General features: G+C 61.5%; 12 protein-coding genes and 1 tRNA gene. 7 read left to right on the top strand and 6 right to left on the bottom strand.

What is annotated here, in order from left to right:
* Positions 1-696 precede the first annotated feature (696 nt).
* The 4 genes from GXP39_06260 (at position 697) to GXP39_06245 (ending at position 3,559) form a co-directional block, all read left to right on the top strand.
* Positions 697-1,395 carry a hypothetical protein gene (locus tag GXP39_06260; GenBank protein ID NOZ27642.1) on the top strand — a complete coding sequence of 233 codons (699 nt, stop codon included), beginning with the start codon at positions 697-699 and terminating at the stop codon, positions 1,393-1,395.
* A 299-nt stretch (positions 1,396-1,694) separates the two neighbouring features.
* Positions 1,695-2,315 carry a hypothetical protein gene (locus GXP39_06255; protein NOZ27641.1) on the top strand — a complete coding sequence of 207 codons (621 nt, stop codon included), beginning with the start codon at positions 1,695-1,697 and terminating at the stop codon, positions 2,313-2,315.
* Between the two features lie 4 nt (positions 2,316-2,319).
* A complete protein-coding gene (locus GXP39_06250) occupies positions 2,320-2,637 on the top strand; it encodes a type II toxin-antitoxin system VapC family toxin (GenBank protein ID NOZ27640.1) in 318 nt (105 codons plus the stop codon).
* A gap of 574 nt (positions 2,638-3,211) precedes the next feature.
* Positions 3,212-3,559: a hypothetical protein gene (locus tag GXP39_06245; GenBank protein ID NOZ27639.1), complete on the top strand. Its 348-nt coding sequence runs from the start codon at positions 3,212-3,214 to the stop codon at positions 3,557-3,559.
* A 49-nt stretch (positions 3,560-3,608) separates the two neighbouring features.
* Here GXP39_06245 and GXP39_06240 read toward each other — a convergent pair whose 3' ends face one another.
* From GXP39_06240 to GXP39_06220, 5 genes are all read right to left on the bottom strand, one after another.
* Positions 3,609-4,817 carry a protein-glutamate O-methyltransferase family protein gene (locus tag GXP39_06240; GenBank protein ID NOZ27638.1) on the bottom strand — a complete coding sequence of 403 codons (1,209 nt, stop codon included), beginning with the start codon at positions 4,815-4,817 and terminating at the stop codon, positions 3,609-3,611.
* Complete coding sequence (locus GXP39_06235; protein ID NOZ27637.1) at positions 4,814-5,728, bottom strand: DMT family transporter; 915 nt, start codon at positions 5,726-5,728, stop codon at positions 4,814-4,816. Before GXP39_06235 ends, GXP39_06240 begins: the two co-directional genes overlap by 4 nt.
* A 33-nt stretch (positions 5,729-5,761) precedes the next feature.
* Positions 5,762-6,532 (bottom strand): sugar phosphate isomerase/epimerase, encoded by a 771-nt coding sequence (locus GXP39_06230; protein ID NOZ27636.1) that lies wholly within the window; start codon positions 6,530-6,532, stop codon positions 5,762-5,764.
* Between the two features lie 280 nt (positions 6,533-6,812).
* Positions 6,813-8,294, bottom strand: a complete 1,482-nt coding sequence (locus tag GXP39_06225; GenBank protein NOZ27635.1) for a hypothetical protein — start codon at positions 8,292-8,294, stop codon at positions 6,813-6,815.
* Positions 8,295-8,561: 267 nt separating this feature from the next.
* Positions 8,562-8,634, bottom strand: a tRNA-Glu gene (locus GXP39_06220).
* Between the two features lie 506 nt (positions 8,635-9,140).
* Here GXP39_06220 and GXP39_06215 point away from each other — a divergent pair.
* From GXP39_06215 to GXP39_06205, 3 genes are all read left to right on the top strand, one after another.
* The gene (locus tag GXP39_06215; GenBank protein NOZ27634.1) at positions 9,141-10,883 is read left to right on the top strand and encodes a GTP-binding protein; all 1,743 of its coding nucleotides are present in this window, start codon (positions 9,141-9,143) and stop codon (positions 10,881-10,883) included.
* 1 nt (position 10,884) lies between these two features.
* Complete coding sequence (locus GXP39_06210; protein NOZ27633.1) at positions 10,885-11,874, top strand: hypothetical protein; 990 nt, start codon at positions 10,885-10,887, stop codon at positions 11,872-11,874.
* Between the two features lie 147 nt (positions 11,875-12,021).
* Positions 12,022-12,525 (top strand): rubrerythrin family protein, encoded by a 504-nt coding sequence (locus GXP39_06205; protein ID NOZ27632.1) that lies wholly within the window; start codon positions 12,022-12,024, stop codon positions 12,523-12,525.
* Positions 12,526-12,686: 161 nt separating this feature from the next.
* On the opposite strand, the gene GXP39_06200 is transcribed toward GXP39_06205, so the two are convergent.
* Complete coding sequence (locus GXP39_06200; protein NOZ27631.1) at positions 12,687-14,081, bottom strand: SAM-dependent methyltransferase; 1,395 nt, start codon at positions 14,079-14,081, stop codon at positions 12,687-12,689.
* Between the last annotated feature and the right edge of the window lie 5 nt (positions 14,082-14,086).

Below are 14,086 nucleotides of genomic sequence, written 5' to 3'. Positions count from 1 at the left end.
GTTAGCCAGGAGGTGGAACTCGGGGAAGGATCTATCGACCGTGCCCACCGGAAGCACCACCGTAATTTACACCACTTGACAAGACGCTAACTTCAACGAGCAGAAAACGCACTAGCTTTGTGGGAACATAGACCGTATCTTTCTGTGTTAATAGACTTTGTCTTTTCGCTATCGAACTTCTTTCAGCAATCTCAACACGTACTCGTACTGAACGCAATCTTGGGAAAAACTATCCTCGAGAACAAGGAGGCTGTACGAAAAGCAGCGATCGATCAAGGGATTAGAACTGACTTAGAGCAATTGTAAACTTACAACTTTGCCAAAGCAGTTAAGTCGCTGCCTTACCTCCAAGCAGAGTTCAGGGAACGTTTTTCCTCATTCTTTGATGATAAATCCCTAGACCAGTTGGAAAGACGTGAGCGGGATATCTTTATGCAGACGTGGAGTCTTTGGTATCAATTCGCTTTTCATCCTAATCGTATCTGGCAGAAGGCTGACCAAGAAGCTCGCAGGAGACTAGATAACTCCTTGCGGCAAGTGCGTAGGAACATCCGTCATCGGTTTCGCGTGTTACACAGGCAGGGTATTCATGCTACCATCTTGTCAGAGAGTGTCTTGTGGGAAGACCAACATACCCTATGGATTGCATTTGACATCCCTAATGCAGTAAACCTACACACTGCTTTTGAGACCATAGTGGACGCTCTGAGAACAGCTATTGGCACTGTTGAAGATAATGAGCTCAAGCGGTATGCTCTGGACTTCTGGTGGCCCATGATGGTCATCGTGCCATTGATAGGAAGAAAGAGCCTGGACAGAACCGCTTGGCGGATCAGCATGCGGGTGTTCCTTTGGAGAAACGCATTTAGTGAAGATGACTGGTGGAACTATGTCCGCCATCCCATTCCGCACCAAGCGTGGGAGCAACTAGGGCTGTCAGTATGGGAGATTCCACGTATGGAAATAGCAACACAGTTGCAAAGTGCTGTTGCTGAATTACTGTTTCAAGTCGCGCATATCTGTGATCTTGAAAGGTTACCTGACGTGATAGATGAGCAAGACAGGATTATAATCCAGGATTATGTAAAAGATCTAAGCGCTGACATTAGTGAAACTTTCCAGCGTGTACTGGACATGATGACCGAAATGGCGAATTACTTCAATGATCTCCCAGAGGAAGAGAAGGAACGGCGTCCATCCCTGCTGGAGGCGATGCAAGTGCTTGTTGAGATGCACGCGAATGTAATGCCTTGTGAGAGCTACGATGGTGAACTCAAACTCTCCCTTGCCAACATGCAGGGATGGGGGCAACGGTTAGAAACTGCGATTGCCCAGGCTGAGATGATACGTTTGTACTGGGCTGCCGATGTGCTAGGCCTGCCAGAGGAGAACTGAAATACACTGAGAAAGGGCGGCTAATGCATCACCTGTGGAGCCCACACAGTCGAGCCGTTAACAAAACAAGAGCTGGAATAGTTGTATTAGGCGTCTGAGGGCCAAATCCTGGAATGGAAAAGCAGCCACATCCATTTCCAAGACCTGGCCATCACACTGTGGAGTGGAGTTGAAGGCGAAACTATAACAGGAGACACGATATGAACAACCTGGACCGAGTATGTCACCGGGAAGAGGGCCAGTTCTTCAACAGACCTTTAGGGTTTTGAAAACCCTAAAGGTCTTCGAGGAGGAAACAAATGGCTGGCCCGCCACGGCTGCAAATGGGTACGTACTACCACATCTTCAATCGAGGCATCAACGGGGAGAACATCTTCCGCGAAAAGCGCAATTATCACTTCTTTATGCAACGCTATGCAAAGTACGTCGAACCGGTGGCGTACACCTTCGCTTATTGCCTGCTGAAAAACCACTTTCATTTTCTGGTGCGCATCAAGACGGAGGAAGAACAACGGAGGGATTTTGAAACTCTAAAGGTCTCGGAGACCTTTAGAGTTTTGGATCCGAGCCAACAGTTCAGCAACCTCTTCAATGCCTACGCCAAAGCCTTCAACAAGACCTACGATCGGACCGGAAGCTTATTCGAGCACCCATTTGGCCGCATCGAAGTGGACACCGACGCCTACTTCCTGCAACTGATCGCCTATATCCACCAGAACCCACAGAAACACGGCTTCGTGGACGATTTCCGCGATTGGCCGTTCTCTTCCTACCACACCCTTCTCTCGACAAGGCAGACCCGTCTGCTGCGGGAGGAGGTCCTGGACTGGTTCGGTGGACGAAAGGAGTTCGAAGTATATCACCGGACAGCCGTTGATGTGAGGCAGATCGTGGCTTATTTGCCGGAAGCAGACCTTTAGGGTTTTGGAAACCCTAAAGGTCTCGCAGCGCTTTGGCTACCCGGCGGAGGACGCCCATCAGGACATCATCGATCTGATCCATTTGCCCCTGCGCGCCGTCTCCACCGGGGAGCTGGCCCCTGAGGCATTGAAAGCGGCGATGACTCACGGGATCACAGCCTACGATGCCGCTTACGTCGCGCTGGCCCGGCGTCTCTCCCTGCTCCTGGTAACCGCTGACGAAACCCTGGTCCGCCATCTGGCGGGGACACTGGTGGATGTACGGTGGTTGGGGAAGTGGCCAGAAAACGCTTTACATCATGCAAGAATATACAAACTTTGACAAATAAGGTCGCTGGGTGTATACTAGGAGCTGTGAGAAACGTGTGAGCGGTAGTGATAGCAGCACATGCACCGAAACGAGCCGCAGGGGCACGATGTCACGCCCCATCCCGGACGACACGAAGAGCATTCGAGCAAGAGCGACGAGAAGCGAGCATCCGCAAGCGGGTGACGGTGCACACCCGGCGGCATCCCTTTACGCCCACTTGCTGGAAGGGGGGAACCCACCTGTAATATACGCGAGAGTTTGGGATCCAAGACTCCGCGAATACCTCAGCGATATGCCCACGTGAAGTACCCCACCGCTAGAGCGAATTCGCACTTCAGGTTCTAACGTAGAGCGCATCTGAAAATCCACTCCCCATAGAAGGCGTGGAGGGGATTCCCCTCCCTGGAAACCCAGCTTCCCTAACCTGCATCTGCCCTTCTCGGCTCTTCCCGCAGGGATCTGACCCGAGATCCGACAGGTCAAAGGCGGAAGAAAGGCTTCCTCCGGATAGGCTTCGCCTCCCCGTGCCTCCCCATGGCAAGAGCAACAGGATTCCTCAGACACGCTCTCAGAGGAGATATTGAGCATGGAAAGAGAATGGATAAAGCCGTTCGTGTGGGGCGCGATCGTTGGCGTAATCGCGTCGTTGATCGTCATTTTCGCGGCGGGATGGGTGGTGACCAGCGGATCAGCGCAGGCCACCGCGGAGAAGGCGACGGAAAAGGCCGTGGTAGACCGGCTGGCGACGATCTGCGTCGCGCAGTTCCAGCAGGATCCAAACAGGGATGCACGACTCAGCGAGTTGAAAGAGACGAGCTCCTGGAAGAGACGTGACTATATAAAGGAGGGCGGCTGGGCCATCATGCTCGGAGACGAATCGGCCGACCGCAAAGTCATCGACGAGTGTGCCAAACGGCTCGTCAAGCTTGACTAGCAAGCACGCCCTCGGCGGGCCGGTGGTAGCCGGCCCGCCTTTTTCTTTTCTACAGCCGAGCCTGGATCACCCCCCGCCGGCCGTTGACCATCCACGCCGGATCCTCCCGGCTCAACCGCTCCGCCTCGCCCGGGGCAAGCCCCACGATCAGCTCCGCCTTGAGGGTACGCAGCGCCAGCAAGGAGGTCGGGAAGTACGCCACAGCCCGCTCGAAGGGCGTCGTGGGCGGCCAATGAGCATCCCCCAACAACCGCCGGTAGTTCACATCCCCCTTCAAGATCACCAGGTCCGCCTCGGTCAGCCTCGCGTGGAGATCATCCGGGAGCTGGAAATAGAACAGGCTGGTCGTGTAAAACCAGTGGGAATACAGCCACAGACGGCCCTCGTGCAGGTGCCCACGCAGCCGTTCACCCAGTTGACGCGCGGCCGCGCCCCCGCAGGCAAGCGCCTCAATCCCGTCCAGCACATCGAGCGACATCGCGTCGGAGACGAAGAAGGGCTGCGATTTCACGTGCAGGTCCACCCGGGCCGCCAGCCGCTCGCACAGCAGAAAGTCCGCCAGGGCCAGATCCATCAGCGACTCCGTGCCCGCGTTGTCCAGGATCATCACCACCCAGGCGTCAGACCGATCTCGCAGGAATCGCCAGACCCGCTCCCAGTCATCCACCAGCAGGTTCGCCTCCTCGTCTTCGATCCGGCCGGCGGCCGCCAGCTGCGCCGCCACGTTGTAGCTCAGATCGGTGCGGTTTCCCCACAGGCTGGCATAGAGCAGGCCGCGGAAGCGGGCGCTGGGCTCAGCAGGTAACGATCGCAACAGCTCATCCACCGCCCTCGGCGCAGCGTCGGGCTCCCACTCCGTCCGCTTGATGTCCCGATAAGGGTCGACCCCCTGCCACGGCCCCGGCCGAAAGTACCCCGTCGCCTCCAGCACCCGGCGGTAGAAGTACGCCTCGGCCCAATACCAGGGCACGTCCAGCCATGTGCGGCCGAAGTAAGGACGTGAGACCTGCTCCCAGAACGCCCTGTCCTCGGCCTCCTCCTGCAGTGGCTGAATGACCCCATCCGTGATCTCCAGGCGCAGATCGACCAGCGCCCGATCGATCTCCTCAGGAAACGCGTTGTGCTTGACAATCTCGTCCACGATGCGCGGGATGCGAACCTTGAACGTGTTGTAAGCGAACGATCCCGGCTCAGAGGTCATCAGCGGCGGCGGCAACGTGCGGGGATCGATCCGGGAAGGAGGAACATGCATGCTCATAGGACCTCGACGCCTCGTCGCATCTCGCCTCTCGGCTGCCACTGGGCCAGGAACATGCCGAGCAGGATCAGCGAGCCCCCCACCACGTGCGCCGGTGCCATCCGCTCACCCAGGAAGAGCACCGACAGCACCACGGCCAGGAACGGCTCCACGGACCCGAAGATCGCCGCCCGGCCAGGCCCCAGAAGCCCAATTCCCCACCACAACAGCATGATCGCCAGCGCCGTAGAAACCACGGCGAACAGCCCGGCCCACGCCCACCCGATCGGGGCGAAGGAGAAGGTCAACTGCCCGGACAGCCACGCGTAGAAGAACGTCCCCACCATCGCCCCGAGCACCTGCCAGACGGTGCTCATGGCCGGTTGCACGCCTCGCGTCCACCGCTGCCCCACCAGGATATACGCCGTCTGGATGATCATATTGACGACCATCAATAGGATCCCCACCCAGGCCACGCCCTCCAGTGGGCGTCCAAACAGCACGATCCCTCCCATCAGCACGGCGGCCAGCGCCAGAACCTGCTGACGATGCAGAGGTTCCCGCAGGAAGAGCCAGCTTCCCAGATTGATGGAGAGGGGGTACATGGCGATGAACAACGACACAAGCCAGGCCGGTATTACGCTCAATGCCACAAACCAGGTGATCCCCAACAGCGTGTACGCCAGGAACCCCATGAGGAACAACGAGATCACCCGCCGCCGGGCCAGCGATGTCCAACGATGTCCCAGCACGAGGGCGCCGATCAGAGTCACCGAGGCGAGGGCAAAACGCAGGAAAACGGCCGTGCCGGGTGTGATCCCGGCACGGTAGGCGTTTCGAATAAAGACCACGGCGCTCGCATAGCAGACGGCGGAGAGGGTGGAGACGAGAGCCCCTCTGCGCAATGTAGCAGCTGAGATCGCAGTCGACATCAGATCATCCCCACACCTGCATGCGATGACCGATCACTCTAACCCCATGGCCTTGAGGTTGCGATAGCTAATGGCCAGGCTCTCAAACGGATCGCGCTGGCAGATATCCTGCTCGACGGCATACCATTCCACTCCGGCGTCACGGCAGGCCTCCAGGATCGCCGGCCAGTTGAGGTTGCCCTCGCCGACCTCGGCCATCACCTGCTCCCTCCCCTGGATCACCATGTCCTTGAGGTGCACCACGGGCATCCGGTTGGTCATCCTGCGGATCCAGGCCGCCGGATCGCCGCCGCCATGCTGTACCCAGTAGGTGTCGATCTCCGCCCGCACGTAGCGAGGGTCGGTCTCCTCGAAGAGGATATCCAGGCCGGTGCGCTTGCCAAAGCGCTGGAACTCGAAGCTGTGGTTGTGGTAGCTGAACGTCAGCCCCGCCTCGTACAAGGCCCGACCGATCTCGTTCGCCACCTCGGCAAAGCGATGGAAGCCCTCCTCCCCCATCTCTCGATACTCCGGCGGCATACTTCCGATGGCCACGTGCTTACATCCCCAAAGATGGTGCTCCTCGATCACCGCCGGCAGATCGTTCCGCAAACGGTCATAGCCGGTGTGGGTGATGCACAGAGTCAATCCCTCCCCATCCAGCATCGCCTTCAATTCGGCGGGATCAATGGGGCCGATGGCCGAGACCTGCACAGCCCGATAGCCGATCTCCCGGATCTTCTTCAGCGTGGCAGCGAGATCCTCCGGGGTCTGCGTGAACTGGCGCACCGTATAAAGCTGCGCCGCCAAAACCGGCTTCTCCATGATCGTCCTCCGTAATGGTGTCATCGCTCATGATCGTCGTGCACGATGGCCCGGTGCACGCACGCCAACGAACCACCGGGGCCGCCCCACTCCTGGGAAGCCCCGGCATCACCCATCGTCTCTGCGGTTTTCACCTCTAGCGAAAGGGAAAGCGATCGAGGAAACAACGAGAAGAACGGAAACAGGACGAGGCCCTTGCGGATGCCCCTTGCCCGGCTGCGCCTGATGTGAATGAGGGGATAGAGTCCGTGCACAAAGCGCTCCATCACGGAATCGCAGATCACGCATCCTCGAGAGAGATGACCATCTTCCCATCCGGCGCCGGGACGTAGGTGAACTTCCCCTGCGGGATGCGACTTTCGATCTGGATATATCCCGCGTCCATGTACTCCAACATCACCTCAAAGGGCGCCTTGCCCCGCACCCACTTCTCGACCATCACGACCCCATGCCCGGGCAGGATCGTGAACACCATCTGCCGTGGATCCTCCGGATTGCGCAGCGCCTCCGATCGGGCGAACGCCTGCTTGATCCCACGCGCCTGGGCCTGAGTCGCACAGGAGACCAGGTAATTGTAATACGGCGGATCCAACGGGATGAACTCCACATAGCGGGGATCGAAGCTGGCCACCCCACGATGGCCGTGGAGTTTGGAGCGCGCCACGGGCACCTGTTGTCCCACCACGTCGCCGTCGCTCCACTCAATGCGAGGCAGGGATTCGTCCATGTCCATCATCTCGACCGCCTCCGAGGAGGGCGGGTCGTTGCGCTTCCCCACCACGTGACGCACCAGGGCGCCGTCCCCGGCCGGCTTCACCCCCACGATGACCGCCAGATCATCCTCGCCGATCTTACCCTTGTCCACCGGGCGCGCGCTGCCCGTCACCGTCGCCACCAGCCCTTGCAGGACCGGATCATACGTGGCGAAACACCCTTCGCTATACTGGCTGGCGATGGCATCCCCCACCGCGGGGACGTGGACCAGGTCAGGGATCCGCACCATCTCCGTGAAGAACCCTCGACGATCCAGCTCCTGCGCCGCCCGGATCATGGCCGCCGGGGTCTCCAACCGATCCCACACCTCTTGGGGAATCGGGTCCCCCACCACCTCATGGTTCGTCACCTCCTGGGTGCTCAACACCGTCACCATGCGGAGCGCGATGTCCTCATAGAAGCGATGGAGGTCGTCCGCCTTGCTTCTGGGGTAAGCCCCCACCAGGTCGAAGTGATACGCCTCCTTGATCCCCTGATCGTTGTATACGATCAACACGATCCGGAGGCACTTGGTCTGGGCTTGAACCAGCCGCTCCAGCGACAGAATGGGGCCGCCGCGCTGGCCCTGCTCGTGAAGCACACGATAGGCGCCCGGGGCCAGCCCGGGGAACTGATACCGCTCCGGATCCGGCTTCTCCTCCGCGATGAACTGCTCGAACAGCTTCAGGTACCGCTGGAAGTCCTCCTCCCGAATGCTGACGTACGTGAACGGCGTGGGATTGTGAGAAAGCCCGTACCTCCGGCGCGCCGTGATGAGCAGCGAGGAGCGCCACCCAATCAACTCGCCGAACCGGGCCGTCGTGATGATGGCATCCGTCTCGTCATCCGGGATGGACACCACCTCGTGCCCCGTCTCCCGCAGATACTCCAGGACCCCCTCGACGGTCTGCTGCAGGACCGCGTCCATAGAGCCCGGGATGAACGCCACGTGGATCGTGCGCAACCACGGATGGAGGTCCTTCTTCCCGCCAACAAACGTCATGACCATGACCCACCCCCTGGGAGAATCACGAAAGGTCGCATGACCTTCCCCTCAATCTCCAGGCAAACGAAAGTCCCAAGAGAGGATCCGAGCGGAACAACCGCAGCCCCATTCCCGCCCGACGCACCACAAGAGAAAGGGCGTGGGCATTCCCATCGGCTGCGCCATGTCCGTCCGATACAGCACGAGAAGCAGGGATTCGTGAGCAACCGCCACACAAAAGCATAATGATAAATACACCCTCCGGGAGGGGAGGGTGCGCGGCGTTTATAGTGCCCCCAGGGGAATTCGAATCCCCGTCTTCAGCTTGAAAGGCTGATGTCCTAGTCCACTAGACGATGGGGGCTCACAAGCGTACAAATTGTAACCGAAAGGGCGTAGCACGTCAAATTGACACTCCTGACGGGACCTGATATCCTCATGCCGAGATCTTCTCTGACACGTCTTCGGCTATACGAACATCTCCCGATCGCCCTTCCCTTGTGTCCGCCATCTTTCCATGCTATACTCCAGCCGCCCGGGATCGATCGAGATCCCTCTCTTAGAGCGTATCTGAGGGCTCCCTCGGCCTGCACCTGCCTTTCTCGGCCCTTCCCACAGGGACCTGGGCCGAGGCCGGGTAGGTCGAAGGCGGGAGAAGGACTTTGTCCGGAGGGGCGAAGCTTCTCTGAGCCTCCCCATAGCCGAAGCAACGGCATTTCTCAGGCACGCTCTCAGAAAATCTATCGGCAGGGTGTTTGAGGGGCTCCCTCAGCTACAAGCTCCACTGGGGGAGGTGTGGAAGGGAAATCCCTTCCACAGAAACCTTACTCCTCAGACACGCCCTTACCCTTCAAAGACCACGGAGGATCCGTGCTGCGCAGGTTCCTGACCCGCCAGCAAGACGAATGGCTTCGTGAGGAGCGGGAGACGCTGATCCGGCTGGAGGCCGCCCTCCAGCGACTAAACGCTGATCCGGCCGATCTGGAGGCCCTGAGCCAGGCCCGACGTCAGCTGGATGAGCTGTTTTTGCTGGTGATCGTGGGAGAATTCAACTCCGGCAAGTCCGCCTTCATCAACGCGCTCCTGGGCGAACCCTTCCTGCCCGAGGGGGTCACCCCCACCACGGCGGAGATCCATCTGCTCCGCCATGGCAACGCCGATCGTTATGTAAACACAGACGGCGTCGTGGTCCTCTCCCACCCGGCCGAGTGGCTCCGAGACATCAACCTGGTCGATACGCCCGGCACCAACGCCGTCATCCAGCGCCACCAGGAGATCACCGAGGCGTTCATCCCCCGTAGCGACCTGGTCCTCTTCGTCACCTCGGCCGATCGCCCCTTCTCCGAGTCAGAGCGGATGTTCCTCACCCATATCCGGGACTGGGGCAAGAAGGTCGTCGTCGTCATCAACAAGATCGACCTTCTGGACAGCGAGGCCGACGTTGAACAGGTCGTCGGTTTCGTCCGGGAGAACGCGCAGACGCTGCTGGGGCTGCGCCCCGAGGTGTTCCCCCTCTCCGCCCGGTTGGCGCTGCGCGCCAAGACCACACCGCCTGGCCCGGAGCGGGACGCCCTCTGGGAACGGTCGCGCTTCGCTCCGCTGGAGGCCTATATTCTGCACACATTGGACGAGAGCGAGCGGATCCGGCTGAAGCTGCTCAGCCCGCTGGGCGTCGCCCAACGTCTGACTCGGCAGTACCTGGAGGTCACCCACAGCCGCCAGGCGCTGCTGAGCGAGGATATCGAGGCCCTGGAGACCATCGAGGCCCAGCTGGCCGCCTACGAGGCCGACATGCGTCGTGACTTCCGCTACCATCTGAGCCACATCGACAACGTGCTGCACGAGATGACCATGCGGGGGATGGACTTCTTCGACGAGATGATCCGCTTCGGCCGGCTGCTGGACCTGCTGAACACGGAACGGGTGCGCGGCGAGTTCGATCGCATCGTCATCGCAGACACTGTCAGCCAGATCGAGTCCCACGTCAACGAGATGATCAACTGGCTCGTCGACCAGGATTTCCGCCAGTGGCAGGCGGTGATGGAGTACGTCAACCGCCGGGCCGCACAGCACGAGGATCGCATCGTCGGACGGGTGGGCGGCGCCTTCGAAAGCCGCCGACGAGATCTGCTGGACTCGGTCGGGCGCGCGGCCCAAGAGGTCGTGCGCAGCTACGACCATCAACGCCAGGCGCATGAGATCGCCACCTCGGTGCAGGCGGCCGTGGCGCAGACGGCCCTGGTGGAGGTGGGTGCCGTCGGATTGGGGGCGCTGCTGGTGAAGATCCTGGCGACCACGCTGGCCGATGTCACCGGCCTGCTGGCGGCGGGAGCCGTGGCCGCCTTCGGGCTTTACGTGCTCCCGGCCCGGCGGCGCAAAGCCAAAAAGGAGTTGCGCACTCGCGTGGATGAGCTGCGAGGACGCCTGGCCGACGTGCTGACCCGACAGTTCGAACAGGAGCTGAGCAGGTCGCTGGCCCGCATCCGGGATGCCATAGCGCCCTACACCCGCTTCGTGCAAAGCGAACGGGAGAAGCTCGCACAGATCGAGTCCGACCTGCATCAGGTGGAGGCCGACCTCCACCGCACGCGACTGGCCATTGAGGAGATGTGAGATGCCCCTACGAATCGCTTACGGCTTCGAGCCCGACCTCCCCCAGTTCGAGGGGACGACGCCCGAGGAGGCCGGCCGCCGGCTGCGGGATATGGGATGCGATGGCATCTTTATGCATCACCCGGACCCCGCCTGGGTGGACGGCCTGCACGAGACGGGTCTGCGCGTCTACACGTCGTTGGGCATCTTCGCCGGCAAGGGGGTCTGGGAGCAATTCCCCGCCTCACGCCCCATCACGGACGAGGGAACGCCGGCGCCCCGGGAGGACTGGTACGAGCCCGCCCTCCCCGTACTGCCGGAGCTACGCGCCCACCGGTTGAACGAACTGGAAGAGCTCGTCCGATCCGCCCCGGTGGACGGCGTGTGGCTGGACTTCACCCGCTGGCCGGCGCGCTGGGAACGAGCGCAGCCTCGCCTTTACCACAGCTCCTTCGATCCCATCACGCTGCACCAGTTCCAGACGGACACAGGCATCACCCTGCCTGAGGAGGCAGAGCAGCCAGCGGAAGCCGCTCGCTGGATCCTGGCCCACGCCGCCGAGCCCTGGTTCGACTGGCGCTGCCAGCAGATCGCCTCCTTCGTAGCGGAAGCGCGCGCCCGACTGCACCAGCACCGGCCTGAAGCGATCCTGGGCGCCTTTACCGTGCCGTGGACCGATCAGGACTTCGACGGGGCCTTCATCCGGATCATCGCCCAGGATCCGGCCCAGCTGGCCCCGCACGTGGACGTGCTCTCGCCCATGGTCTACCATCGATTGTGCGGCCGAGACGTCGCCTGGATCGGGCGGGTAACCCGATGGGTGCAGGAGCGGTCCGGCCGGCCGGTATGGCCCATCATCGAGGCGATCGAGCCGGCGGACGCCTATCCGGCCACGGAGTTCGCCGCGGCGTGCCGGGAGGCCGATCAAGCCTCCGGCGAGGCGATCCTGGTCTTCCTCCTCAAGGGGATGCTCCTGGATCCCGCCCGCTGGGAGGCGTGGAAACATCTATGACTCCCGCCCGGCCAAAGTGGCAACTATGACTTTCATCATAACAATCTGGCCAAAGCCAGACTATGATATGTGCATACGAGGACTGTAGGGGACAGGGGTCACGCAACGGTCTAAGCTCACGGTCCTGATAAGAGAGAGGAGGCACTCATGCGCAAGATGACGCAAGCCAACCTGGAGGCAGCCTTCGCCGGCGAAAGCCAGGCCCACATGAAGTACGTGATCTTCGCCGATCGGGCGGAACGCGAGGGGTACCCCAACATTGCCCGCCTGTTCCGGGCCATCGCCTACGCCGAGCAGGTGCACGCCACCAACCATCTCCGCACGCTGGGGAACATCGGCAAGACGACGGAGAACCTGGAGGCGGCGATCGCTGGCGAGACCTACGAGGTAGACGAGATGTACCCCGCCTTCAAGGCCGTGGCGGAGCTCCAGGAGGAAAAGGCAGCCGTCCGCTCCAACCATTGGGCTCTGGAAGCGGAGAAGATCCACGCGAAGATGTACGGTGATGCCAAGACGGCCGCCGAAGGCGGCAAGGATGCCGAAATCGGGGACATCTACATCTGCCCTACCTGCGGCTGGACCGGAATCGGGGAGCCTCCCGACGAGTGCCCGGTGTGCAAGGCCAAGAAGTCCACATTCGTCAAGTTCTAGCACACGCTTTCAGATACGACAGAGGACCGGGGCGTCATCCAGTGACGCCCCTTTTTCGTGAGAGCCGTTGCACGGCAAGGGAAAGGGCACAACATCTACAGGTAACACATACATTACCCACTACATCTTGTGGTTTTCCGCCACTGTGCACCCACTCTACTCTATGGACCCTCGCCGTAGTCCCCCCGTAAGCCTCGTGGGTAGCGATTCTTCAACACGCCTCGCACCCGTCTCCCCCAGCCCAGGGGATGACCATCCACCGCCACCAGCACCCAACCATCTTCGCCCGGCGAGGGGAAGCTCTCGCCACGCAGGTAGGCGAACACCCGGGAGTCGGACGCCGGGAGATCCAGCACCCGCTGGACGTCCGCCGTGGTCAGCCCCAGCGCCAGAGCGTGAGCGGGCTCAAAGCGCCCTCTCCGCAACGCGCCCAGAGGCCAGCCCGGCCGCAGCACGCGCACCCCACGGAGATCCGGAAGCACATCCGGAACCAGGTAGAGCGTCGACCGCCACCACCACAACGCCCCATCCAGATCGACGGCCAATACATCGGCGCAAAAAGCCTCATAAAGGCGGCGCACGGAGGCCGGAGGTGAGCTCCCCCGGGCCGCCGGACAATCACCGGGGTCATCCTCCCCGGCGCGACGCATCAAGGCGATGAAATGCCCTTCCGCCGGGGCCTGATGCGGCCAGAGCCGCACGGTATCCCGTAGATCGGCCTTCAGGCCGGGGGAAACCTCGTCCAACCAGTCGGGGCGGCCCGGGGCGAAGCCGGAGTAGCGCCGTGGCGGCACCAGATCGAACTCGGGGTGGTGGGCCAGGAAGTGGGCGATCACCCCCTCATTCTCCTCCGGAGCGAAGGTACACGTGGCATAAGCCAGCCACCCGCCCGGGCGCACCAGCCGGGCGGCGACCTCCAGGATCGCCCGCTGTCGTCGGGAAGCCCCAATGACCGACGATGGCTTCCACTCGCGGCGCGCCGTCTCACTGCGCCGGAACATCCCCTCGCCGGAGCATGGAGCATCGACCAACACCCGATCGAAACATCCCGCCCAACGCTCGGCCAGCCGTCCCGGCGCCTCGCTGGTCACGACGACGTTGCGCGCCCCCCACCGCTCCAGGTTCTCCGCCAGGACGCGCGCCCGGCGCCGATCGACATCATTGGCCACCAGCAGCCCCTGCCCCCGGAGCAGCGACGCCAGATGCGTGGCCTTGCCACCCGGGGCCGCGCACAGGTCCAGCACCCATTCGCCCGGCCAGGGGGCCAGCAGCGTCCCGACAGCCATGGCCGCCGGCTCCTGCAGGTAGTACAAGCCCGCCGCATGATAGGGATGCCGGCCCGGGCGCCCATCACCGGAGACGAGGAACCCCTCCGGGCACCAGGGGATCGGATCCAGGCGCCAGGGGAGGCACGCCCGCAGGAATTCCGGCGACGTCTTCAGCGTGTTAACCCGCAGCCCAACGAGGGGCGGCTTCTCATACGAGGCGAGGAAGGCCGGATACTCATCGCCCAGCAGGCGGGCCATGCGCTCCAGAAATGCCTCGGGAAGCTCCACCCCTC

It is taken from the genome of Chloroflexota bacterium, assembly GCA_013152435.1.
Classification (GTDB): domain Bacteria; phylum Chloroflexota; class Anaerolineae; order DUEN01; family DUEN01; genus DUEN01.
This window is presented reverse-complemented; position numbering and strand designations above follow the sequence as displayed.

Bases quoted from the DNA above. Each gene is read 5' to 3' on its own strand.
- GXP39_06225 (NOZ27635.1), bottom strand. From the start codon at position 8,294: ATGGTCATGACGTTTGTTGGCGGGAAGAAGGACCTCCATCCGTGGTTG.
- GXP39_06210 (NOZ27633.1), top strand. From the start codon at position 10,885: ATGCCCCTACGAATCGCTTACGGCTTCGAGCCCGACCTCCCCCAGTTC.
- GXP39_06245 (NOZ27639.1), top strand. From the start codon at position 3,212: ATGGAAAGAGAATGGATAAAGCCGTTCGTGTGGGGCGCGATCGTTGGC.
- GXP39_06235 (NOZ27637.1), bottom strand. From the start codon at position 5,728: ATGTCGACTGCGATCTCAGCTGCTACATTGCGCAGAGGGGCTCTCGTC.
- GXP39_06230 (NOZ27636.1), bottom strand. From the start codon at position 6,532: ATGGAGAAGCCGGTTTTGGCGGCGCAGCTTTATACGGTGCGCCAGTTC.
- GXP39_06240 (NOZ27638.1), bottom strand. From the start codon at position 4,817: ATGAGCATGCATGTTCCTCCTTCCCGGATCGATCCCCGCACGTTGCCG.
- GXP39_06205 (NOZ27632.1), top strand. From the start codon at position 12,022: ATGCGCAAGATGACGCAAGCCAACCTGGAGGCAGCCTTCGCCGGCGAA.
- GXP39_06255 (NOZ27641.1), top strand. From the start codon at position 1,695: ATGGCTGGCCCGCCACGGCTGCAAATGGGTACGTACTACCACATCTTC.